This is a genomic window from Rhizobium croatiense, assembly GCF_019793465.1.
GTDB lineage: Bacteria > Pseudomonadota > Alphaproteobacteria > Rhizobiales > Rhizobiaceae > Rhizobium > Rhizobium croatiense.
Genome location: NZ_JAILYJ010000002.1, coordinates 555656 through 575189 on the forward strand (window position 1 = coordinate 555656; position 19534 = coordinate 575189).

Consider the following 19534-nt stretch of genomic DNA (forward strand, 5'->3'; position numbering starts at 1 on the left):
GCAACAGGCAAATTCGGCACACTCATCGCCATGAAGTCCGCAAAAAAACGCAGCAAGCCCCGACCGGACAAGTCTCAGCCATTGCTACGGCAGCTTGCCGCCGTCCCGGCCAAGTTGTTCTCCGGTGCCTTCCGCCAACAGTACGGCGCGCTCTGCTTCCGCCACGCCAAAGGTGGAGCCGGGATCGAGATCTTGGTGATTACATCGCGCGAAAGCGCGCGCTGGGTTATTCCGAAGGGATGGCCGATGAAAGGCAAAAAGCCTTTCGAAGCGGCGGCAATCGAAGCCTGGGAGGAGGCCGGCGTGAGCGGAGCGGTGAGGAAGAAACCGGTCGGCCACTATACCTATCTGAAAGAATTGGACGACGGCGACGTCGTCCCCTGCATCGTCGACGTGTTCCAGGTCGAGGTCACCGAGGTTAGCGACGGCTTCAAGGAGTACGGCCAGCGGGTTCTTGCATGGGTCAGCCCCGACGAGGCGGCAAGACGTGTTCGCGAGATCGAACTCAAATCGCTGCTCGTGGACTTCAAGGTTCGCGGTCGCAAGAAGGCCGCCCCTAACAAATCAAAACCGGAAGGATGAGGCGAACACCCGCTACGAGATCCTATCGAAACAAGGCGAGCGTGCCGGCCATTTCCTCGCGGATCCAGGCCTTGAAATCCTTGACCTTCTTCGGCTCGCGCGCACCCTCGGCGGTGATGAAATAATGGCCGAAGCCGGTGCGCGCCCGAATGCCGAAGGGGGCCGCCAGCCGGCCTTCGGCAAGTGCGAAGTGAGCAAGCGTCTGCCAGGCGAGCATGACGCCCTGGCCGGCGATCGCCGCATCGAGGCAGAGAGAGGCGTCGTTGAAGACGTGGCGCGTCGCAAGCGTCGCGCCCGACAGGCCCGCCTCCCGCATCCAGACCTCCCAGCTGAACATGGCGCGGCCATCGATGATGGCAGGCAATGCCAGGATATCGGCGGGCTCTTTCAATTTCGCCGCCATCTCGGGCGAGCAGACCGGAAAGACCTCCTGTTGCAGCAGCAGTTCGGCCTTCACGTCAGGCCATTTGCCGGTACCGACGCGGATGCCGATATCGACATCGCCCAGCGCCGGATTGACGAGATTGGTCGTCGCATCCAGCCGCAGCTTGATGTCGGGATGACACTCGGCGAAGCGATCGAGCCGGCAGACGAGCCAGCGGGCGGCGAAGACCGGCGCCACCGAGATGGTCAGGATCGTATCGTCCTTGCGGCTGGCGATCGATACCGCCGCCGAAAGACGGGCAAAGCCCTCGTCGAGTGCTGAAAGCACCGGCCGGCCGGCTTCGGTGGCGATCATGCCACGGGCGGTGCGCTCGAAGATCACCTGCCCCAGCTGCGCCTCGGCCTTGATCACCTGCTGGCTGACGGCGCCGACCGAGACGCCAAGCTCGTCGGCGGCCGCCTGCAGCGAGCCGAGACGGCCGACCGCCTCCAGTGCCCTGAGGCCGTTGAGATGGACCGTGTTGAGGTTCTTCATATAGTTTTTCTATAGCAGAGCCGCGGTAAACTCAATTGAAAATCCGCCCGAGGAAGCCGACATTGCAGCATAGGATCATGATCCAGCGCCGCTGGAGAAAGCGAGGCCTGCCGTGTCGTTGCTGAAGTTTTTCTTGAAGCCCATTGCTGGTATCAGCAGCACGCAACCTGCCAATAGCCCGACCTGCGAGGAGGATCCGCTGCGCCATCCAGAGATCGAGCGTATGTCGCTGCGCGAAATCGCCGATCTGCCGCTTGGGGCGGAGACCGGTTTTCATGCAGAGGCGAAACCGCCCCTGGCGAAATGCGCGTGACATCGTGCTAAGTTTCGCCCGAGGAAAAAGGGCGGGACAATGGCCGGCGAAGTCGACCTTATCTTCGAGCGCTTGAAGCGGCTGGCGGCGGAAGCCGGCCTGCCCGACGTCGAGGAGAGCACCTCCTACGGCAATCCGGCGCTGAAGGTTGCCGGCAAGAGTTTTGTTGCGGTGAAAAACCCCGAGACGATCGTCATCTCGATTTCGCTCGACGACAAGGATCATCTCCTGGAAATGGCGCCCGACATCTACTTCCAGACCGATCATTATGTCGGTTGGCCGCATCTGCCGCTGCGCGCCGCCCTGATCGGCGACGACGAATTGCGGCTGCGGCTGATCGGCGCCTGGCTGTTCCGTGCGCCGAAGAAGCTCGCCGATCGTTTCGGGCGTCAGCCGCAGTCATAGGCGGGCGCGCTGAATGGCGAGCGCCGCAACCGGGGGCGTGGGGGCGCTGATCTTTTTGAAGCGCACAAACATGCGCAGCGGTTTTGCAGCAGCGACATGCGTAAAAACAACAAGCGAAAGCAGGCCAAGCGAATCTGAAAAATTGCGCCCCGTTTCAGGCGACGGCGCGTCGCAAAAAGCGATCGCGCAGGGTGAGCCTCTCTGTCAATATACGCATCTCCGCGTCGATCGACAGTCCATCCAGGAGGCCCACCATGAAAGACATCGTCGCCTTGGTCACCGGCGCAAGCCGCGGCATTGGCCGCGGCATCGCCCTTGCTTTGCTTGCCGAAGGGTTCACGGTGCATGTGACCGCCAGGACGCGTTTCGAGGCAGAGGCAGAGCAAGCCGGATCGGCGGGCTCACTCGAGGGGCTCGAGCTTGAAGCGGCAAAACTGCCTGGACACATCGTCGTCCACCGATGCGATCACGGCAAAGACGCCCGACACCGAGCGTGTGGCTGACGCTATACGGGCGGGCGGCAGGCTCGATATTCTGGTGAACAATGCCTGGCCGGGTTACGAGAACATGGTCGAAGACGGGGATTTCACCTGGCCCCAGCCGTTCTGGCAGCAGCCGGCCTGGCGATGGGAGGCGATGATCGGCACTGCGCTGAGAGGCGCTTTCATGATGTCGCGGGCGGTCGCTCCGCTGATGATCCCGGCGCGACGCGGCCTGATCGTCAACATTTCCTTCTGGGCAGCCCAGCTCTACGAGGGCAATGCGATCTACGGCATCGCCAAGGCTGCCGCCGACAAGATGGCCGCGGATTTCGCGCATGAGCTGCGCTCTTACAATGTCGCGGCGATCGCTCTCTATCCGGGGCTGGTCCGTACCGAAGCCGTTCTTGAGAATGCCGAATATTTCGACATGAGCAATTCGGAATCGCCTCAGTTCATCGGCCATGTCATAGCGGGGTTGTGGCGAGACCCGGCGCTGATGTTGAAATCCGGGCACGCTCTGATAGCGGCGGCGTTGGCGCGGGAATACGGCATCGCGGATATCGACGGCTACAGGCCGGCTCCCCTTTCCGCCGCCGACTTTGCCCCGGACTGATGTTGGCGCGCCGACATGAAGCAAAGAGATCGCCAAACTCAACTTGGGCTCACTTCCCGCTGGGCCGGGTTGACCCGTCGTCCTTTCACGTGTAAATAGCTAGACAGTCTAGCCAGTAGATCTCTCATGGAATGGCAATTGCAGGACGCAAAGAACCGGTTCTCAAAATTGGTGCAAAAGGCGCGAGATGAGGGGCCGCAGGTGGTCACGTTGCGCGGAGAGCGCACGGCTGTCGTCTTGTCCGCCCGCGATTACGACGCCTTGCGTACCGGCCGCCCGACCCTGGTCGACGATCTGCTGGGTGGCCCTGCCTGGGACGACGACCTTACCGGTGCGGCGGAAGCGCGGGCCAAGATCCCAAGCCGCAGCGTGACCTTCTGATGTATCTGATCGATACGAACATCGTCTCGGAGGCGCGGCGCGGCACGCCGCAGGCGGTTTCCTGGCTACGCTCCGTCGATCCGCTGAGCATTCACCTGAGCGCGCTGAGCCTTGGCGAGATCATGCGCGGCATTGCCCTCAAACAGAGATCCGACCCGAAAGCCGCGGCCCATCTAGCCGAGTGGCTGCGCAAGCTGCGGCATGATCACAGCGCCCGCATCCTGCCGGTGACAGATCAGATCGCCGTGGAATGGGGCCGAATCGCCCCGATCCGGCCGCGTGGCGACATCGACGGGCTGATAGCCGCGACCGCCATCGTCCATGATCTGATCGTCGTCACCCGCAATGTCGGAGACTTCGACGACACGGGCGCATCGGTGATCGACCCCTGGGAGTCCTCGGCATGAGCTGCGGGACCAAACGGCCTGCCCCGCGACCCTCGGGCATTGCCATCAACCTCGATCGTAAGCGAGCGCGCGCTGAACGGCGGGGCGCTGCAGCATGCGGGCGTGGTGATCGCTGACCTTTGCGAAGCGGGCGGGATCGACGCCGTCGGTCGGCAGCCAGTCGGTTATGACGAAGAGATAGGGGTCAGCGAGCGAATAGGTCTCGCCCATCACCCAGGGGCCTTTGAACATCGTCTCTTCGATCAGGGTGAAACAATCGGCCATATTCTGCGGCACCTTCGCCTTCATCGCCTCGATCGCTGAGGGATCGTCGGACCAGCGGGAGCCACGCCGGCGATGGGCATGGTTCACATGCACGGTCGAGCAGAGATAGCTGTTGAAGGACTGCAGCCGCGCCATCTCGAAAACATCGCCGAGCGGCGCCAGTTTGGCGGCCGGCGCGCTTTCAGCGATAAAGCCGAGAATCGCCGGCGTTTCGGTCAGCACACCGCGGTCGGTGATCAGCGCCGGCACGCGTCCTTTGGGGTTGATCTTCAGATAATCCGGCGAACGCTGCTCGCTATTGGCGAAGCTGAGCTTCTTCGTTTCGAAGGCCAAGCCGGATTCTTCCAGGGCGATCAGGCTTGCGAGCGCGCAGGTTCCCGAAGCGTAATACAATGTCAGCATGGTTCTCGTCTCCCTTTCGGGACGATGTATAGCGCAGGGGTGAGTGCGCCGGAACCGGGGAGATGGCGGTTATTGGCATGGCGGACCTACCGTGCGGCCCCCTCATCCGACCCTTCGGGCCACCTTCTCCCCGCGGGGGAGAAGGGGTATCCGGCAACGCCCCACTCCTCTCAAAGCGCCCATCGTGGAAACCGGTAAAGCGGCTTGCTCCCTCTTCTCCCCGGCGGGGGTCCGAAGGACGGGTTGAGACCCGTGGCTCAACCCCGGTCGGTGGCCCGAAGGGTCGGTTGAGGGGGTGAGCGGCAGCGCCGCGAATGCGCTGAGGGTCAAGCGAAGGGCATTAAGGCCTCCGCCTCAGCCGCAGCCCGGCACATCCTCCAGCCGGTGCCAGACCGGGATGCCGCGTTCCCTGGCGATGCGCACGTCGTTGTCGGCGCCCTTGGAATCGCCAGGCAGACGCAGCACACCCTCGCAGAGCTGCAGCAGCCGGCCGGCGACCGGGTGGAAGATTTCCTCGTAAAGCGCGTCGCCGACCGATCTTCCGCCGGCGGCGTGCCAGATCGGCAAGGCCACCCATTCGCCGATCATCGGCACGTGGCCGCCGGCAAACAGCTTATGCGAGGGCTCCTCGAGCCGCTTCAGGTTGGCGGCCATCTTTTCCGGGTCGTCGCCCGTTCCCGACCGGTAAGGCCCGGCAATCAAAATCAGCATCTTTCACTCCATCGCTGAGCACTCCCGGCCTCATGCACGGGATATCGTGAAAATGCACGATATTTCTTGAATGTCGAGTCATTTCGTGCAATTTTACGCCATGTCATTCAATTTCGTGCAGAGGACCCATGCTGACATCACAACGTAAAACCCTCATTCTCGACATTCTGCGCCGTGACGGCCAAGTGATCGCCAAGCGCGTCGCCGAGGATTTTTCGCTTTCGGAGGACACGATCCGACGCGATTTGAGGGAAATGGCGGCGGAGGGGCTGTTGAAACGGGTGCATGGCGGGGCGATGCCGCTTTCACCCGACCTGCCTGATTTCACCGCGCGGCGCAGCGTCTCGTCCGAGATCAAGGCGCGGCTCGGGGCGGCGGCGGCGGCGATGGTCAGGCCGGGGCAGATGATCTTTCTCGACGGCGGCACGACGACCGCGGAGATCGCCCGGCATCTACCGCGCGACATGCCGCTGACGGTTGCGACCCACAGCCCGACGATCGCCGCCGAGCTGGAGCACCATCCGACGGCCGAGGTGATCCTTGCCGGCGGCCGGCTCTACAAACATTCGATGGTGGCGACGGGTGCCGCGGCGATGGCGGCGATCTCGCAGCTGCGCCCCGACCTGTTCTTCCTCGGCGTCACCGCCGCCCATCCCGTGCACGGGCTATCCACCGGCGATTTCGAGGAAGCGGCGATCAAACGCCATATCGCCCGCTGCTCGGCCGAAACCCATGTGCTGCTGACGCAGGAGAAGTTCGACCTCGTCTCGCCCTGCCCGGTGCTTGCAATTTCCGAGGTGGCGGGGCTGATCGTGCCCATGGAGATGACGGCGGAAAAGCTGAAACCCTATCGCGATCTCAACGGCGCAATCGCCGCAGCATGAGAGTGCTGCGGGAGGGCTGCGGCGCGGCAGCATGCGGCAAAAGGCTTACAGCAAGCGCCGCGATGAAGGCCGCCAGCACGGCATAGGCCGGCACCATGCTGCCGGTTCATTGGGCGGAACGTTGCCGTACGCTTCCATAGGACGCGGCAAGCCATTTCCAAAAAAGTTGATTTGACAGACGCCATGATCGCGCCGAGGTTGCTTTAGCAATCCATAATATTAATTATAACAAGTTGGCTAGGGAGGAAACAATGGAAGCCATCAATCGTAGAACCACGCTCGCACTCGGTCTTACAACGGCCGCAACGCCACTGATCGCTTGGGCGACGCCAGCAGCCGCCCAGACTTACGGCCCGGATGAGGGTAAGGAGATCGGACCCGGTGTCAGAGTCGTCGCGCTCGGTGAGCGGGCTTCGGTCATACCAGCTTACAAAATGGTCAAGCTGCGGGATGTTGTTATCCAACCCGGTGCGAAGACGCCGGACAATATGATGATGAACGACATGCTCTGCCACATGACTGAGGGAGAACTTTCGGTCGTTCAGAACGAAAAGAAGTTCACGGTCAAGAAGGGCGATGTTTGGACCTGCGCCAAATCCGATACGACAGAGGGCACTCAGAACACGAGCAGTTCGGTCGCGATCATGCGGGTCATCGATTTGATGACCTCATAAGGAAGCGACGCGCGGAAGTGCGGAAACGGCGGCTCTAAGAGGGAGCCGGAGACGTCGTTGCCGCCGTGTGGGCGATCTATATGCAGGAATGTCCACTGTTGGCACCACCTGCGCGTTCGGATCGGTGAGAAGTACGTCCGGACTTTCGAAGCGTTTCTGTAGAGGGGCAGCTTCGGGCCGAATGCTCCCCCTTTGCGCTGGTGGCCTTTGCTCCCTAACTCCGAAAACATCTGTGGACCAATCGACCATCGCTGCGGCCTGACGCGACATACCTTGGCGAATCTGACCTGCTTCGAAGCTGTTGAGCCCTGCACCATCTCCGGCATCTGGACCGCTTTTCCCCTCAATTTGGGAATGGAACTCCGCTCCCCTCGACATACTATTGGAAGTGTTTACCTGTGCGAACGGGATAAGCCATTAATTTATATATTTGGTTCGAACTCATCCGGCCAGGGCGGAGGTGACCCTGATATCGCCGACATGGATGCCGTTCCAATTGCGCATCGGCTTTGCGGCATAGGACATTAGGCCCGCATGCACCTCGCCCTCCGTCTCGAAGAAACGGGCGAGTGTCGCCGCCACCATGGCTTCGGCGGCGCGGGTCGTGCCATCCTCGCATTTCAGCGCGATGGCGATGCCCTTTTCCGGGATCGCCGCGCAGAAGACGCCCTCGGCGCCGGTCTTGACGAAGATGCGGCCGGGCGCGATCTGCATCAGCGCGGTGCAGGCGCGGCCGGAGCCGGCGACATAGAAGGGCTCGGCCATGCAGGCCTCGATCAGGCGGCGGGATGCCTTGGCGCGCAAAGGCTCCAGGCCGTTGCCGGTCGCCATTTTGGCAAAACCGTGGGCCAGGCTGCGCAGCGGCACGGCATAGGTCGGAATCGAGCAGCCGTCGGTGCCGCAGCTTTCGGCGCCGAGCACGGCGCCGGTCAGGCTTTCCATCGTCGCGCGGATCTCGACCTGCAGCGGGTGCTCATAGCCGACATAGGCTTTCGGATCGATATCCCGGTGGCAGCAGGCGCAGATGAAGCCGGCATGTTTTCCCGAGCAATTGTTGTGCAGCGCGGTCGGCGCCCCCAGCGTGCGGACCTGGTGGATCAGGACCTTCTGGTTCATCGACCAATGGGCGCCGCATTCCAGCGCTTCGGCATTCCGGCCGGCGCGTGCCAGCATCGAAGCGGCAAGCGCCACATGCTCGTCCTCGCCATTGTGCGAGGCGCAGGCGAGCGCAAGTTCCCTGTCGCCAAAACCATAGGCGTCGGCCGCACCGCTTTCGACGAGCGGCAGCGCCTGCATCGCCTTGCAGGCCGAACGCGGGAAGACGGCGGCTTCGATATCGCCGAGCGAGAAGACGAGGCTGCCATCGCCATCGACGACCGCCACCACGCCGCGATGACGGCTTTCGACGAGCAGGCCACGGGTGACTTCGACGACGACGGGATTGGTCATGGGCTCTCATCCTGGTGCTGGCGGGATGCGGCAGGCATAACGCGTCAGGGCGCGAAAGCCAACGGGTTTAGGGCTGCCGGATTTTGGAGTCTGTCCGGGAGAGCACCCGGGGACATGTTTGCCGGAGACATCCCCACAAATTCCGTCATCCCAGGGATCCATGGTCGTGGCTGCCAGAGGCGGCATGGATCCTCGGGTCAAGCCCGAGGAGGATGGAGGATGGGGTGGCTTTTGGAGCAAGCACAGCAACGGGCGGCGGAATGGGATTATTGTGTCCCTGCCGTGCCAAGGTTGGCGTTGAAATCGGACGCGTAGCAACGCTATCCTGCAACCAAAATCACATGCGAAGGAAGCGTTTTGCAAACAGGTCTATCCATTTCAGAGTCGATATTGTGGGTCTTTTTCACGCTCGTCTCTCTCGGTCTGGCGTGCTGGTTGGCGCGCCGGCCCAAAAGGACAAGCGTTGGAATCATGCTCGGAGCGCTTCTGGGGCTGGCCTTGATGTCGATTGCGTCGGTTCTGACCGGTTTCCTCGGAAGCGTTCTTCCCTTGGGGCAAATCGATTTCTGGCTCTCCAGTTTGACGGCGCAGATCTGACGCAACAATCATCACAGGATTTGACTGAAACGATCGAAAACTATCGTTTCTCTGATGCATCCGAAGCGGCTAAAGATGGTGCATCAGGAACCGCACCCAATGTCCACTCTTTCCTTGATTCTGCGCGACAACAGGATCCGCATTCCCACCGTGACGCTCGTCGCGCTCGCCTTCACCTATGCCTCGACCGTGCCTTACCAGTCGATCATCGGCATCAATGAACTGGGCTTGACCAACGGCACCTATTCGGCGCTGGTGTTCTTCTCGGCGATCGTCAACGTCACGACCAGCCTGACGCTCGGCATCTGGTCGGACCGGCTGAAGGAACGGCGGCCGCTGGTGCTGGCACTTTCGGTCGCCGGCATGCTCGGTTTCGGATCGATCGCGATCATTTTCGCCTTCGGCACATCGGTCACCGATTATTCCGGCACCGCCTTCGTCGGCGCTGCCGCGGGCTTGGCATCGATCGGCGCCTTGCTTTATCTCGAAAGCAGCAGGCGGCAGGTGCGGCAGCCGGCTTGAAACACCAATTGCTTGCGAGCGATGGGATCCACGCTGCGACGTCAGAGAAACGTCGCGCGCCACCCGCGGTGCCGTCGGCGGTCGTCTGGCCGGAGCGGCACCCCGCATTCCGTCATCCTCGGCCTTTGAGCCGAGGATCCATGCCGCGCTACGAGCGCGAGGCCGCATGGGTCCTCGGGTCAAGCCCGAGGACGACGGAGGAGAGGTGGTGCCTGTCAGGAAAGACACATTCGCGGCAGGAGCGCGGCGACACACGCAGGAAACGCAGCCCCTACAACGGCTCCGTCTCAACGCAGCGTGATGCGGTAGGCGCAGCGGCGGGCGCCGGCGAGGATGTGTTCGCTGCGCTCGACCTCGGCGCCGAGGGCGGCGCGGAAGGTTTCCAGTTCGGAGCGGCAGAAGCCGGCGCAGGCGGTGGCCGCCGCGCAGATCGGGCAGTGGTTTTCGACCAGCATGAACGAGCCGTCGGCCTCCCGCCAGCTGTCGGCCATATAGCCCTCGCGGGTGCGGATGGCGGCAAGGCCCTCGACGCGGGCGGCGAGGTCGCCGGCAGTCTCCAGTTCCTTGCGATAGCGCTTCAGCGTCTCGGCCTCGCGGGCGGAGATGACGGTGTCGAGCGCTGCGGCTCCAAGCTGTTCGGTGAGCGTGGCGAGCAGGTTTGCCGTCAGTTCGGCATGGCCGTCGGGAAAGCGGCGGTTGCCGGCCGCGGTCAGATGCCAGAGCTGACGCGGGCGTCCCCGGCCGGCGGCGGCGACGGTCACCGGCTCCACCAACCCCTCCTCCGCCATCCTCGCCAGCTGCTGGCGGGCGGCCTCGCCCGAGATGCCGAGCGCATCGCCGATTGCGGCGGCAAGCTGCGGACCCTCGGTCTTTATCAGGATCAGAATCCGGTTGGCTGGGGATTGGCGCATATTTCCAAGTCAAGTCTTGTTTTAATCCGGACGGCGTGCAATTTTCCAATTTATAACTTGGAAAATTATTTCCCGCCAGCAAAAACGTCGAGGATCGCCCCATGTCCGAAATCGACCAGACCATCGCCCTTCCGAACGCCAGCTCCGTCGTCCGCCTGTTCCTTCCCGAGCACCTGGCCGCAACGCTGATGCTAGCCGGCGGCGTCACGCTTTATGCGGTCGAGAGCTACATCACCGCCACCATTGCCCCCTCGATCGTGCGCGACATCGGCGGCCTTGCCCTGTTTTCCTGGGTGACAAGCCTGTTCGTCGCCGCCGCCGTGCTCGGCTCGATCTTCGTCGCCATGCGGCCGCGGGGGATTACGCTGCGCGGCGTCTATGTGATCGCCGCCCTTGTCTTCGGCGCGGGCAGCCTGGTCGCCGCAATCGCTCCGTCAATGCCGGTGGTGCTGATCGGCCGGGCGCTGCAGGGGCTCGGCACCGGGGCGCTTGCGGCCCTCGGTTACGCCTTCATCCGCTTCGTCTATCCCGAACCGCTGTGGCCGAAGGCAACGACGCTTTACGCGGCGATCTGGGGGATCTCGACCGTCATCGGCCCGACGCTCGGCGGCTTCTTTTCCGCCGGCAGCAGCTGGCGCTACGCCTTCATCGTGCTCGTGCCGCTCGGCCTCGTCATGGCGGCGCTGGCGCCGCGGCTCTTGCCGGAGGTCGAGGACGACCGCGAGCAGATCAAGACGCCGGTTGCCCAGATCGGGCTGCTTCTTGCCGCCGTGCTGATGATCAGCGCCGCCGGTGCGATCGAGGCGACAGCCATGAAAGCCGCCCTCATCGCCGCCTCGGTCACCGCGGTAACGGCCATGCTGCTCATCGAGACCCGAAGCCGCAACCGGCTGCTGCCGTCCGGTGCCGTCAGCCTATCCAGGCCGATTTGCCGCGTCTACCTGGTAATGCTCGCCTTGACCGTCGTGCTCGTCAGCGACGTCTTCATTCCCTATTTCCTGCAGAGCCTGCATGGGGTGACACCGCTGATGTCGGGCTATCTCGTGGCGCTGGTGGCACTCGGCTGGACCTTCGCCGCCTTCCTCAGCAGCTCCCTGACCGGCAGGCAGGCCCATGCGGGAATCGTTGCCGGCGCGCTGATCGAGACGGCGGCGACCGCTGCGCTGGCTCTCTTTCTGGCCAGGGACAATCCGCAGGGGCATTTGCCGCTGATCGTGCCGGCGGCGGTCTCCATCTTCATGATGGGCTTCGGCATCGGCCTCGGCTGGGCGCATCTCGTCGCCATGGTGCTGAAACTCGTTGCCAGCAACGAACAGGACAAGGCCTCGTCGGCGATCCCGACGATGAGCTCGCTCGGCGGCGCTTTCGGCGCGGCCTTCGCCGGCGTCATCGCCAATGGCGCCGGCCTCGTCGAACCGGGCGGCATATCGGGCACGCTGTCGGCGGCGCACTGGCTCTATGTCGCCATGGCAGTGCCCGGCATCGTCGCGATCGCCGCTGCGATGACGCTGAGGGACAACCGGAATTGAAAAGGCGCCTCAGGGTTCGAGGCGCCTCTGTACGAAGGTTAAAGCTTTCAGGCGACGTTGCGCTCCGGTTCCGGCGCCTGCTGGACGGCCTGCTGCTTCACGCCGAGATAGAGGATGGAGTTGCGACTGATGCCATAGGTCTCGCAGACCTCGGGCGTGATGAATTCGGTGACCGGGATTTGCTGGACAGCCAAACCGGCGCGCTGGATCACATCGACAAAGCCGGACCTTGAGAAGAGACGCACGTGGTCGTCCTGGCCGAAATGCGCCCAGCGGCCTTCCGGCGTCGTCACCTCGGGATTTTCATAGGTGTCCTCGATCGACAGGCAGATCGGCGCCATCAGGATGGCGACGCTGTCCTGCTTGAGAACACGCCGGATTTCGGCGGTGGCACGCACTGGATCGTCGACGTGTTCGAGCACATGGGAACAAAGCACGAAGTCGAAGCTCTCGTCGGCGTAGGGCAGGTTGTGGATATCCGCCTTGTCGTCTGCCTCGGGCAAATACATATCGCAGCTGCGGTAGAAGATATGCGGGTGGCTCTTGAGCCAGAAGGTCAAGGCGCGGCCGGGCGCAATGTCCAGGAAACGGACGGCCTGCGCCTGGTTGAGGCGCTGGAATACCGGCGTCAGGAACAGCGCGAAGAGCCTGTCGCGATCGGTCGAATGACAATTGGGGCAGCTATAGGCCTGATGGTTGATCGTCTCGAATTCATGCAGGCCATAGGGAAAGCCGTGCTCGACCGCCTTGTCGACGTAGTAGCGTGGAAGCGGTACGAAATGCGGAATTCTGCTGCGGCAGATGGGGCACGCGTGGAATAGAGCCATTGTATCCTCGTAGGGACCGTACAACGCGCAAGCAACGCCACATCAAGATGCGCAGTTTCGGGGCCAGGTTTCAATCAGACAACTGTTCAACGACCCGGAGACTCACGAACGCCCAGGATCAGCTTCACCTTGCGCACGAATGCTGGTCCGAAGCTGACCTCAGACGGTGAGCACGACCTTGCCGATATGGCTGCCCTCCTCCATCAGGCGGTGTGCCTCGACGACTTCTTCGAAAGCAAAGGCCCTGTGGATAACAGGGGCGATGGCGCCCGTTTCCAAGAGTGGCCAGACTTCGGCGAGCAGGTCGTCGCGGATGGCGCGTTTTTCCTCGGCCGTGCGCGGACGCATGGTGGAGCCGGTGACCGTCAGCCGCTTGACCATGATCGGCGAGAGATTGACCTTGTCGGCAACGGCGCCGCCGAGGAAGGCGATGATCGACAGGCAGCCGTCCTTGGCGAGCGAGGCGAGATTGCGTTCGAAATAGGCAGCCCCGATCATATCGAGGATGATATCGACGCCCTGGCCGGTCTCGGCCTTGATCACCGCGGCGAAATCCTCGCTGCGGTAGTTGATCGCCCGTTTGGCGCCGAGCCTTTCGCAGGCCTCGCATTTTTCGCGCGAGCCCGCCGTCGCGTAGACCTCGGCGCCAAAGGCGCGGGCGAGCTGGATTGCCGTCGTGCCGATGCCGCTGGTGCCGCCATGGATCAGCACCGTCTCGCCCTCCGTCAGCCCGGCCATCTGGAAGAGGTTGGCCCAGACGGTGAAGAAGGTTTCCGGCAGGGCCGCCGCCCTCACCGCGTCAAAGCCCTTGGGAAAGGGCAGGATCTGGCCGGCCGGCAGCAGGCAATATTCGGCATAGGCGCCGCCATTGGCGAGCCCGCAGACCTTGTCGCCGACGGCATGATCGCTGACACCCGGGCCGACGGCGACGATTTCACCGGCCAGTTCCAGGCCGAGGATCGGGCTCGCATCCTTCGGCGGGGGATAGCTGCCCTGGCGTTGGGCAATGTCGGGACGGTTGACGCCGATCGCCTCGGCACGCACCAGCACCTGCCCCTCTTCGGGCACCGGCAGTGGGCGCCTGGCGATCACCATCACCTCCGGCCCGCCGAAGGAGCTGAGATCCACGAAACGCATTTCCTGAGGCAATGGCATGGTACGATCCTCCCTGATCCAAAACAGGGGAATTAAATCAGCTCCGCCGGCTTGGAAAGGTTGGAAGCGGCAAGGGCGTCAATTCGCCTCGCCCAGGACGTGGAAGGCGAGGCCCTCCTCGCTCTCCTTGGCGGCCGATTTGATGACGGCGATTTCGGCGCTGACGCGGTTGATATCGTCGATGACGAGGCCTTCCGGCAGTTCGAGCACGCCGATCGAGCAGCGCATCAGCGGGAACAGGGCTTCGGCGCCGCTGCGGTCGTGGCCGAGGATGCGGCCGGCGGCGCGGTGCTCTTCGGAATAGAGGTCGAGCACGTCGTCATGGAAATCGCTGATCAGCCGGTCGAGAATTTCCGTCAGCTCGTCCTGCGTCCAACCGACGACGCCGATGAAGAAGTCGTCGCCGCCGACATGGCCGAGGAAATGCCGCTCGGCGAAGAAATAACGGCGCATCAGCGCGGCAAACAGCGAGATCGCATGGTCGCCGAGATGGAAGCCGTAGGCATCGTTGAACGGCTTGAAATTGTCGAAATCGCAGTAGCAGAAATGGCGGACCTCATCGCCGTCGCGGCCGGACTGGCGCATGAAATCGCGGATGGCGCGATTGCCCGGCAGGCCGGTCAGCGGGTTCTGGTCCTGGGCGGTCTTCAACTGCTTCTCGTTGATGACCTTGATCAGCGAGGCGGCGGAGACGACGCCGGCGTAACGCATATTGTCGGTCAGGATCAGGCAGTTGCTGCCTTCCATATTGGCGAAGATCGTCATCAGATGCTCGGCATCGCTGTCGAGGCCGACGATCGGCGCCATCTCGACGAAATGCGAAATGCTGCGCTCATACATCTTGTTCTTCAGGAGATCGCGGCCGAAGGGCTGGTAGATATATTCCTTGAGGTGCTGCTCGTGGATGATGCCGCGCGGCTCGCTGTTGGCGTTGAGGACGGGAAAGAAGGCCTGGCGCGGATTGCGGCGGAAAAGCTCGAAGACGCTGTCGATGGTGTCGTTTTCGTAGACCGCCGGCAAGAGCTCGATCTGCTTGCGGATGAGGATCTCGTCGAGCGACTGGCTGCCCCGCTTGCTTTTCCCGAGCTCCTGCAGATGCGGGAAGGACGGCGCCAGCTCCGACATGTGCGTCGTCGGCCGCGAGATGAACCAGCCCTGGACGAGGTCGACGCCATATTCGCGGCAGGCGATGAATTCGGCCTCGGTCTCGATGCCTTCGGCAATGACGCGGGTGCCGAGCACATGGGCAATGTTGACGATGCTCTTCAAGAGATGGCGCTTGCGCGGGCTGCGGTCGATCTCGGCAACGAAATGGCGGTCGATCTTGAGATAATCGACGGAATAATCGCACAGCAGTTTCATTTCGCCGTGACCGACGCCGAAATCGTCGATCGCCAGCTTGAAGCCGGCCTTGCGCAGCTTCGACACCAGGGCGGAAAATTCCGGCACACTGGTATTGTCGAAACGCTCGGAGAATTCGAAGCAGATCGAAGACGGCGGAATATTCGCGGTTCTCAGATGCTGCAGCAGGTTTTCGACCAGGCGCTCGCCATGCGGGATCAGCCGGACATCGAGATTGAGGAACAGCGTGGAGCTGGAGAAATTCGACAGCGTCGCGAATTTGGCGAGCGCGCGGCTCGCCAGCATCTGTTCGAGCTGTAAGAGCTGGCCGGCCCGATGGGCTTCGTCGAGAATGTCGGCGGGCGTGTCGAAGCCGATACGCTCCTGGCCGCGCATCAGCGATTCATAACCGAACACCGTGCCGGTGCCGGCCTCGACGATCGGCTGGAAGGCATTCTCGACCACAAGCTTGGCAAGGGTGACGATCTGGTCGCTGGCATAACGGCGCAGGACGTCGGGCTCGACAGGGGCAGCCAGGGATGTGCCGGTTTTCATCTCGGCCGAGCTCCGCTGTGATTTGTTCTTCTTGAGCCAGGACCATGCGGCAGAAGGATCAATGAACCCTTTCGCCAGTGTGAAAGTTTTGTGAAAGACGCGGACCATCGCTGCGCGTTCTGCGTTTATTTGAATTCCCCCATACAATCAGACGCTTGTTCAGGCGGAGCGACGGCGCTGCGCCTCATGATCGGCAAACATGTCGGCGACGCATCTGCCGCCCGAGGCAACGCTCTCGTCATCGAGGCGATCGGCCTTGATTTCGCCGAGCTTGCGAGCAGTATCCCAGAGACGAAGCGCCTCGCGGACGACCTCGCTGCTCGAGGCATAGCCGCCCGTGTCGACGGCGGCACGAATGCCCGCTGCCTGTTGCGGAGAGATGGAAACGGTGACCATCGGCATGAACTTCCTCCCTTTTTTATTCAGGCAGAACCCTGCCTTTGGGGGATGCATGACCATTTGCGGCGATCGTACACAGAACCACACCCTTTTGGCGAGCGGTCCATACCCCTTAAGTCTAATCCCCTGTCATGTCCTTGTCAAAATAGGCGTAGCAAAAAGGCTTCAGCCGCGGATGCCGAGGCCGAAGGCGATCATGGTCGAGCCTTGGATAATGAGATCGGCAGCCAGGAACAGGCCGAGGACCCAGAGGCTGTTGACCGGCCAGCCGAGCGCGATGACGAAACCGGCAAGGGCGGTGATGACGCCGCTGGCGACGATCCAGCCCCAGCCTTTTGCCGGCTTCATGCGCCTGCCGACCCAGGTGCGGAAGACGCCGGCGATGACCAGGGCGAGCGACAGAAACAGCGTCAGCGCAGCCGATGTCAGGATCGGATTGACGAAGGCGCAGATGCCGGCCAGCACATAGAGCAGGCCGCTCAACGCCCAGAAGAGCACGTGATCCCAGCCGCGCACCTGGAAGGCGTGGACGAGATAGATGACGCCGCCGAACAGCATCAGCATGCCGACGTAATAGACGGAGACGACAGTGGCGAGCATCAGATTGCCGAGAGCGATCAGCCCGCAGACGAAGAGCAGCACGCCGAGGCCGACGAACCAGATCCATTTCGACTGCAGTTGGGATTTCGGCACTCCGTCAAAGACATCTGTCATAACGCACCTCCCGGATGATTTTGAATATGTTGCAGCAAAATCTCGCGAAAAGATCCGAACCCGCGTCAGACGCGAAAGATTTTTATTGATTGATCGGTCAATCAAAAATACTCTACTGCCTGTCGCCCGGACGTGTGCAGCGGTTCCGGGACAACGACATGCATCAAACAAACGGCTGAAGCGCGTCATGATTTATATTTGACGTGACGCGCTGTCGCTGAAATTTCAGGGGAGCTGGCGGTTTTGCCGAAGGTCGGAATGGAGCCGGTGCGCCGCAAGGCGCTTGTCGACGCAGCCCTGCGGGTGATCGGCGATCACGGCTCGCTTGCCGTCACCATGTCCGACATCGCCCGCCAGGCCGGCGTATCGCCAGCCCTTGCGCATCACTATTTCGGCAGCAAGGAGCAGTTGCTGATCGAGACGATCCGCTCGCTGCTGCGGCAGCTGCGCCGCGACACGGTGGTCGCGCTGAAGGCGGCGCGGACGCCGCGCGAGCGGCTTTCGGCCGTGATCCGCGTCAGCTTCAATGCCGACCAGTTCGCGCCCGAGACGATCGCGGCCTGGCTCGCCTTCTATGCCGAGGCGCAGCGCTCGGAGGAGACGCGCCGCTTCCTGGTGATCTATGCCCGGCGGCTGCGCTCCAACCTGCTTGCCGATCTCAAGGCGCTGCTGCCGGCCGATGCCGCAGAACGCGTCGCCGAGGGCGCTGCGGCGATGATCGACGGGCTCTATATCAGGCAAAGTCTGAAATCGGCGCCGATCGGCATCGAAGCCTCGATCGCGCTGACGGAGGATTATGTGAACGCGCTTCTGGCCAGCGCCTCCGCTTCTCCCACCGGGGGAAGGAAAAACCACTTCGCACCATCCAAGGACAAATGACATGAAAGCCCAGCCGAAAGCCTCGCACTTCATCGATGGCGAATATGTCGAGGACAGCGACGGCGCCGTCATCGAGAGCCTTTATCCCGCCACCGGCGAGGTGATTGCCCGGCTGCATGCGGCAACGCCTGCGATCGTCGAGAAGGCGATCGCCGCGGCCAGACGCGCCCAGCCGGAATGGGCGGCGATGAGCCCGATGGCGCGCGGCCGCGTCTTGAAACGCGCCGCCGAGATCATGCGCGAACGCAATCGCGAGCTCTCCGAACTGGAAACGCTCGACACCGGCAAGCCGATCCAGGAGACGATCGTCGCCGATCCGACCTCGGGCGCCGACGCCTTCGAATTCTTCGGCGGGGTCGCGCCGGCCGGGCTCAACGGCGCTTATATCCCGCTCGGCCAGGATTTTGCCTATACCAAACGCGTCCCCCTCGGCGTCTGCGTCGGCATCGGCGCCTGGAACTATCCACAGCAGATTGCCTGCTGGAAGAGCGCGCCGGCGCTGATCTCAGGCAACGCCATGGTGTTCAAGCCCTCGGAGAACACGCCGCTCGGCGCCCTGAAGATCGCCGAGATCCTGTATGAGGCGGGGCTGCCGAAGGGGCTCTTCAACGTCATCCAGGGCGACCGCGACACCGGACCGCTGCTCGTCAACCATCCGGACGTCGCCAAGGTGTCGCTGACCGGATCGGTGCCGACTGGGCGCCGGGTGGCGGCGGCTGCGGCCGGCAGCCTCAAGCATGTGACGATGGAGCTCGGCGGCAAATCGCCGCTCATCGTCTTCGACGACGCCGATCTCGATTCGGCGGTCGGCGGGGCCATGCTCGGCAATTTCTATTCGACCGGCCAGGTCTGCTCGAACGGCACGCGCGTCTTCGTGCAGAAGGCTGTTAAGGCCGAGTTCCTGAAGCGGCTGAAGGCGCGCACCGAGGCGATGCTGATCGGCGACCCGATGGACGAGGCGACGCAGATCGGCCCGATGGTTTCCTGGGCGCAGCGCGAAAAGGTGATCGCCTATATCGAGAAGGGCAAGGCCGAGGGCGCCACCCTGATTGCCGGCGGCGGCATTCCGAACAATGTATCCGGCGAAGGCTATTACGTGCAGCCGACCGTCTTTGCCGACGTCACCGACGACATGACCATCGCCCGCGAGGAGATCTTCGGGCCTGTGATGTCGGTGCTCGATTTCAACGATGAGGACGAGGTGATCACCCGCGCCAATGCCAGCGAATTCGGCCTGTCGGGCGGCGTCTTCACCGCCGACCTCACCCGCGCCCACCGCGTCGTCGACCGGCTGGAGGCCGGCACGCTCTGGATCAACACCTACAATCTCTGCCCTGTCGAAATCCCCTTCGGCGGCTCTAAACAATCCGGCTTCGGCCGCGAGAATTCGCTGGCGGCGCTGGAGCATTATTCCGAGCTGAAGACGGTCTACGTCGGAATGGGGCCGGTACAGGCGCCTTATTGAGTGTGGGAGAAGACCCCTCCCCAACCCCTCCCCACAAGGGGGAGGGGCTAGCCCGCGGCACTGGCGTTACTCTCCTTCAATCGCATCGCTTGCGGCGCTGATTTCGGAGTGAGGCGGTGCGGCAGGTTTAGCCCCTCCCCCTTGTGGGGAGGGG

The 19534-nt window shown here is 62.8% G+C and carries 23 protein-coding genes; 13 read left to right on the forward strand and 10 right to left on the reverse strand.

The genetic code is table 11. The annotated features are described in order from the left end of the window. Nucleotides 1-30: 30 nt before the first annotated feature. Nucleotides 31-582, forward strand: coding sequence for an NUDIX hydrolase (locus K6M89_RS05460; RefSeq protein WP_222138681.1), 552 nt, complete (start codon nucleotides 31-33; stop codon nucleotides 580-582). A 22-nt stretch (nucleotides 583-604) separates the two neighbouring features. Here K6M89_RS05460 and K6M89_RS05465 read toward each other — a convergent pair whose 3' ends face one another. Next, complete coding sequence (locus K6M89_RS05465; protein ID WP_222138682.1) at nucleotides 605-1501, reverse strand: LysR substrate-binding domain-containing protein; 897 nt, start codon at nucleotides 1499-1501, stop codon at nucleotides 605-607. Nucleotides 1502-1613: 112 nt separating this feature from the next. Here K6M89_RS05465 and K6M89_RS05470 point away from each other — a divergent pair, with 112 nt between their 5' ends. From K6M89_RS05470 to K6M89_RS05490, 6 genes are all read left to right on the forward strand, one after another. Further along, nucleotides 1614-1814 carry a hypothetical protein gene (locus tag K6M89_RS05470; RefSeq protein ID WP_222138683.1) on the forward strand — a complete coding sequence of 67 codons (201 nt, stop codon included), beginning with the start codon at nucleotides 1614-1616 and terminating at the stop codon, nucleotides 1812-1814. A gap of 39 nt (nucleotides 1815-1853) precedes the next feature. After that, the gene (locus K6M89_RS05475; RefSeq protein WP_222138684.1) at nucleotides 1854-2219 is read left to right on the forward strand and encodes an MmcQ/YjbR family DNA-binding protein; all 366 of its coding nucleotides are present in this window, start codon (nucleotides 1854-1856) and stop codon (nucleotides 2217-2219) included. A 254-nt stretch (nucleotides 2220-2473) separates the two neighbouring features. Next, nucleotides 2474-2722, forward strand: a complete 249-nt coding sequence (locus tag K6M89_RS31470) for an SDR family NAD(P)-dependent oxidoreductase (protein WP_281428463.1) — start codon at nucleotides 2474-2476, stop codon at nucleotides 2720-2722. After that, nucleotides 2715-3314 (forward strand): SDR family NAD(P)-dependent oxidoreductase, encoded by a 600-nt coding sequence (locus K6M89_RS05480; protein WP_312038600.1) that lies wholly within the window; start codon nucleotides 2715-2717, stop codon nucleotides 3312-3314. Before K6M89_RS31470 ends, K6M89_RS05480 begins: the two co-directional genes overlap by 8 nt. Nucleotides 3315-3440: 126 nt before the next feature. After that, complete coding sequence (locus tag K6M89_RS05485; RefSeq protein WP_222138685.1) at nucleotides 3441-3695, forward strand: type II toxin-antitoxin system Phd/YefM family antitoxin; 255 nt, start codon at nucleotides 3441-3443, stop codon at nucleotides 3693-3695. After that, complete coding sequence (locus tag K6M89_RS05490) at nucleotides 3695-4102, forward strand: type II toxin-antitoxin system VapC family toxin (protein WP_222138686.1); 408 nt, start codon at nucleotides 3695-3697, stop codon at nucleotides 4100-4102. The genes K6M89_RS05485 and K6M89_RS05490 overlap by 1 nt, the downstream gene beginning before the upstream one ends. Before the next feature lie 45 nt (nucleotides 4103-4147). Here K6M89_RS05490 and K6M89_RS05495 read toward each other — a convergent pair whose 3' ends face one another. Together K6M89_RS05495 and K6M89_RS05500 are read right to left on the reverse strand one after the other, a co-directional pair. Further along, nucleotides 4148-4768, reverse strand: a complete 621-nt coding sequence (locus K6M89_RS05495; protein WP_222138687.1) for a glutathione S-transferase family protein — start codon at nucleotides 4766-4768, stop codon at nucleotides 4148-4150. Nucleotides 4769-5122: 354 nt separating this feature from the next. Then, on the reverse strand, nucleotides 5123-5479 hold the full coding sequence (locus tag K6M89_RS05500; RefSeq protein WP_222138688.1) for a DUF4406 domain-containing protein: 357 nt from the start codon (nucleotides 5477-5479) through the stop codon (nucleotides 5123-5125). Between the two features lie 128 nt (nucleotides 5480-5607). Between K6M89_RS05500 and K6M89_RS05505 the strand changes: the two genes are divergently transcribed. Next, on the forward strand, nucleotides 5608-6363 hold the full coding sequence (locus K6M89_RS05505) for a DeoR/GlpR family DNA-binding transcription regulator (protein WP_222138689.1): 756 nt from the start codon (nucleotides 5608-5610) through the stop codon (nucleotides 6361-6363). 251 nt (nucleotides 6364-6614) lie between these two features. Next, nucleotides 6615-7037 carry a hypothetical protein gene (locus K6M89_RS05510; RefSeq protein ID WP_222138690.1) on the forward strand — a complete coding sequence of 141 codons (423 nt, stop codon included), beginning with the start codon at nucleotides 6615-6617 and terminating at the stop codon, nucleotides 7035-7037. A gap of 441 nt (nucleotides 7038-7478) precedes the next feature. On the opposite strand, the gene K6M89_RS05515 is transcribed toward K6M89_RS05510, so the two are convergent. Next, a complete protein-coding gene (locus K6M89_RS05515) occupies nucleotides 7479-8486 on the reverse strand; it encodes an asparaginase (protein WP_097582748.1) in 1008 nt (335 codons plus the stop codon). A gap of 672 nt (nucleotides 8487-9158) precedes the next feature. On the opposite strand from K6M89_RS05515, the gene K6M89_RS05520 reads away from it, so the two are divergent. After that, nucleotides 9159-9605 carry an MFS transporter gene (locus K6M89_RS05520; RefSeq protein ID WP_281428465.1) on the forward strand — a complete coding sequence of 149 codons (447 nt, stop codon included), beginning with the start codon at nucleotides 9159-9161 and terminating at the stop codon, nucleotides 9603-9605. A gap of 287 nt (nucleotides 9606-9892) precedes the next feature. On the opposite strand, the gene K6M89_RS05525 is transcribed toward K6M89_RS05520, so the two are convergent. Next, a complete protein-coding gene (locus K6M89_RS05525; protein ID WP_222138691.1) occupies nucleotides 9893-10516 on the reverse strand; it encodes a helix-turn-helix transcriptional regulator in 624 nt (207 codons plus the stop codon). A gap of 101 nt (nucleotides 10517-10617) precedes the next feature. Between K6M89_RS05525 and K6M89_RS05530 the strand changes: the two genes are divergently transcribed. Continuing rightward, entirely contained in the window at nucleotides 10618-12045 is a 1428-nt protein-coding gene (locus K6M89_RS05530; protein WP_222138692.1) for an MFS transporter, read from the forward strand. 47 nt (nucleotides 12046-12092) lie between these two features. Here the strand turns inward: K6M89_RS05530 and K6M89_RS05535 are convergent, their stop codons facing one another. From K6M89_RS05535 to K6M89_RS05555, 5 genes are all read right to left on the reverse strand, one after another. Then, complete coding sequence (locus tag K6M89_RS05535) at nucleotides 12093-12872, reverse strand: class I SAM-dependent methyltransferase (protein WP_222138693.1); 780 nt, start codon at nucleotides 12870-12872, stop codon at nucleotides 12093-12095. A 159-nt stretch (nucleotides 12873-13031) separates the two neighbouring features. Then, nucleotides 13032-14027 carry an NAD(P)H-quinone oxidoreductase gene (locus K6M89_RS05540; protein ID WP_222138694.1) on the reverse strand — a complete coding sequence of 332 codons (996 nt, stop codon included), beginning with the start codon at nucleotides 14025-14027 and terminating at the stop codon, nucleotides 13032-13034. Between the two features lie 78 nt (nucleotides 14028-14105). After that, a complete protein-coding gene (locus K6M89_RS05545; protein ID WP_222138695.1) occupies nucleotides 14106-15923 on the reverse strand; it encodes a GGDEF domain-containing protein in 1818 nt (605 codons plus the stop codon). Nucleotides 15924-16082: 159 nt separating this feature from the next. Continuing rightward, nucleotides 16083-16325 (reverse strand): ribbon-helix-helix domain-containing protein, encoded by a 243-nt coding sequence (locus K6M89_RS05550; protein ID WP_097582735.1) that lies wholly within the window; start codon nucleotides 16323-16325, stop codon nucleotides 16083-16085. Nucleotides 16326-16487: 162 nt separating this feature from the next. Then, nucleotides 16488-17036 carry an HdeD family acid-resistance protein gene (locus K6M89_RS05555; protein WP_222138696.1) on the reverse strand — a complete coding sequence of 183 codons (549 nt, stop codon included), beginning with the start codon at nucleotides 17034-17036 and terminating at the stop codon, nucleotides 16488-16490. Nucleotides 17037-17279: 243 nt separating this feature from the next. Here K6M89_RS05555 and betI point away from each other — a divergent pair, with 243 nt between their 5' ends. Together betI and betB are read left to right on the forward strand one after the other, a co-directional pair. Continuing rightward, entirely contained in the window at nucleotides 17280-17915 is a 636-nt protein-coding gene (gene betI / locus K6M89_RS05560) for a transcriptional regulator BetI (protein WP_222138697.1), read from the forward strand. A 1-nt stretch (nucleotide 17916) separates the two neighbouring features. Then, nucleotides 17917-19380: a betaine-aldehyde dehydrogenase gene (gene betB / locus K6M89_RS05565; protein WP_222138698.1), complete on the forward strand. Its 1464-nt coding sequence runs from the start codon at nucleotides 17917-17919 to the stop codon at nucleotides 19378-19380. Nucleotides 19381-19534 lie beyond the last annotated feature (154 nt).

What these genes read in the sequence shown, in the direction of transcription:
- K6M89_RS05490 (WP_222138686.1), top strand. Translation starts at nt 3,695, where the DNA reads ATGTATCTGATCGATACGAACATCGTCTCGGAGGCGCGGCGCGGCACG.
- K6M89_RS05515 (WP_097582748.1), bottom strand. Translation starts at nt 8,486, where the DNA reads ATGACCAATCCCGTCGTCGTCGAAGTCACCCGTGGCCTGCTCGTCGAA.
- betB (WP_222138698.1), top strand. Translation starts at nt 17,917, where the DNA reads ATGAAAGCCCAGCCGAAAGCCTCGCACTTCATCGATGGCGAATATGTC.
- K6M89_RS05520 (WP_281428465.1), top strand. Translation starts at nt 9,159, where the DNA reads ATGGTGCATCAGGAACCGCACCCAATGTCCACTCTTTCCTTGATTCTG.
- K6M89_RS05505 (WP_222138689.1), top strand. Translation starts at nt 5,608, where the DNA reads ATGCTGACATCACAACGTAAAACCCTCATTCTCGACATTCTGCGCCGT.
- K6M89_RS05500 (WP_222138688.1), bottom strand. Translation starts at nt 5,479, where the DNA reads ATGCTGATTTTGATTGCCGGGCCTTACCGGTCGGGAACGGGCGACGAC.
- K6M89_RS05460 (WP_222138681.1), top strand. Translation starts at nt 31, where the DNA reads ATGAAGTCCGCAAAAAAACGCAGCAAGCCCCGACCGGACAAGTCTCAG.
- K6M89_RS05530 (WP_222138692.1), top strand. Translation starts at nt 10,618, where the DNA reads ATGTCCGAAATCGACCAGACCATCGCCCTTCCGAACGCCAGCTCCGTC.
- K6M89_RS05540 (WP_222138694.1), bottom strand. Translation starts at nt 14,027, where the DNA reads ATGCCATTGCCTCAGGAAATGCGTTTCGTGGATCTCAGCTCCTTCGGC.
- K6M89_RS05545 (WP_222138695.1), bottom strand. Translation starts at nt 15,923, where the DNA reads ATGAAAACCGGCACATCCCTGGCTGCCCCTGTCGAGCCCGACGTCCTG.
- K6M89_RS31470 (WP_281428463.1), top strand. Translation starts at nt 2,474, where the DNA reads ATGAAAGACATCGTCGCCTTGGTCACCGGCGCAAGCCGCGGCATTGGC.
- K6M89_RS05525 (WP_222138691.1), bottom strand. Translation starts at nt 10,516, where the DNA reads ATGCGCCAATCCCCAGCCAACCGGATTCTGATCCTGATAAAGACCGAG.
- K6M89_RS05535 (WP_222138693.1), bottom strand. Translation starts at nt 12,872, where the DNA reads ATGGCTCTATTCCACGCGTGCCCCATCTGCCGCAGCAGAATTCCGCAT.
- K6M89_RS05555 (WP_222138696.1), bottom strand. Translation starts at nt 17,036, where the DNA reads ATGACAGATGTCTTTGACGGAGTGCCGAAATCCCAACTGCAGTCGAAA.
- K6M89_RS05485 (WP_222138685.1), top strand. Translation starts at nt 3,441, where the DNA reads ATGGAATGGCAATTGCAGGACGCAAAGAACCGGTTCTCAAAATTGGTG.
- K6M89_RS05475 (WP_222138684.1), top strand. Translation starts at nt 1,854, where the DNA reads ATGGCCGGCGAAGTCGACCTTATCTTCGAGCGCTTGAAGCGGCTGGCG.
- K6M89_RS05550 (WP_097582735.1), bottom strand. Translation starts at nt 16,325, where the DNA reads ATGCCGATGGTCACCGTTTCCATCTCTCCGCAACAGGCAGCGGGCATT.
- K6M89_RS05465 (WP_222138682.1), bottom strand. Translation starts at nt 1,501, where the DNA reads ATGAAGAACCTCAACACGGTCCATCTCAACGGCCTCAGGGCACTGGAG.
- K6M89_RS05510 (WP_222138690.1), top strand. Translation starts at nt 6,615, where the DNA reads ATGGAAGCCATCAATCGTAGAACCACGCTCGCACTCGGTCTTACAACG.
- K6M89_RS05495 (WP_222138687.1), bottom strand. Translation starts at nt 4,768, where the DNA reads ATGCTGACATTGTATTACGCTTCGGGAACCTGCGCGCTCGCAAGCCTG.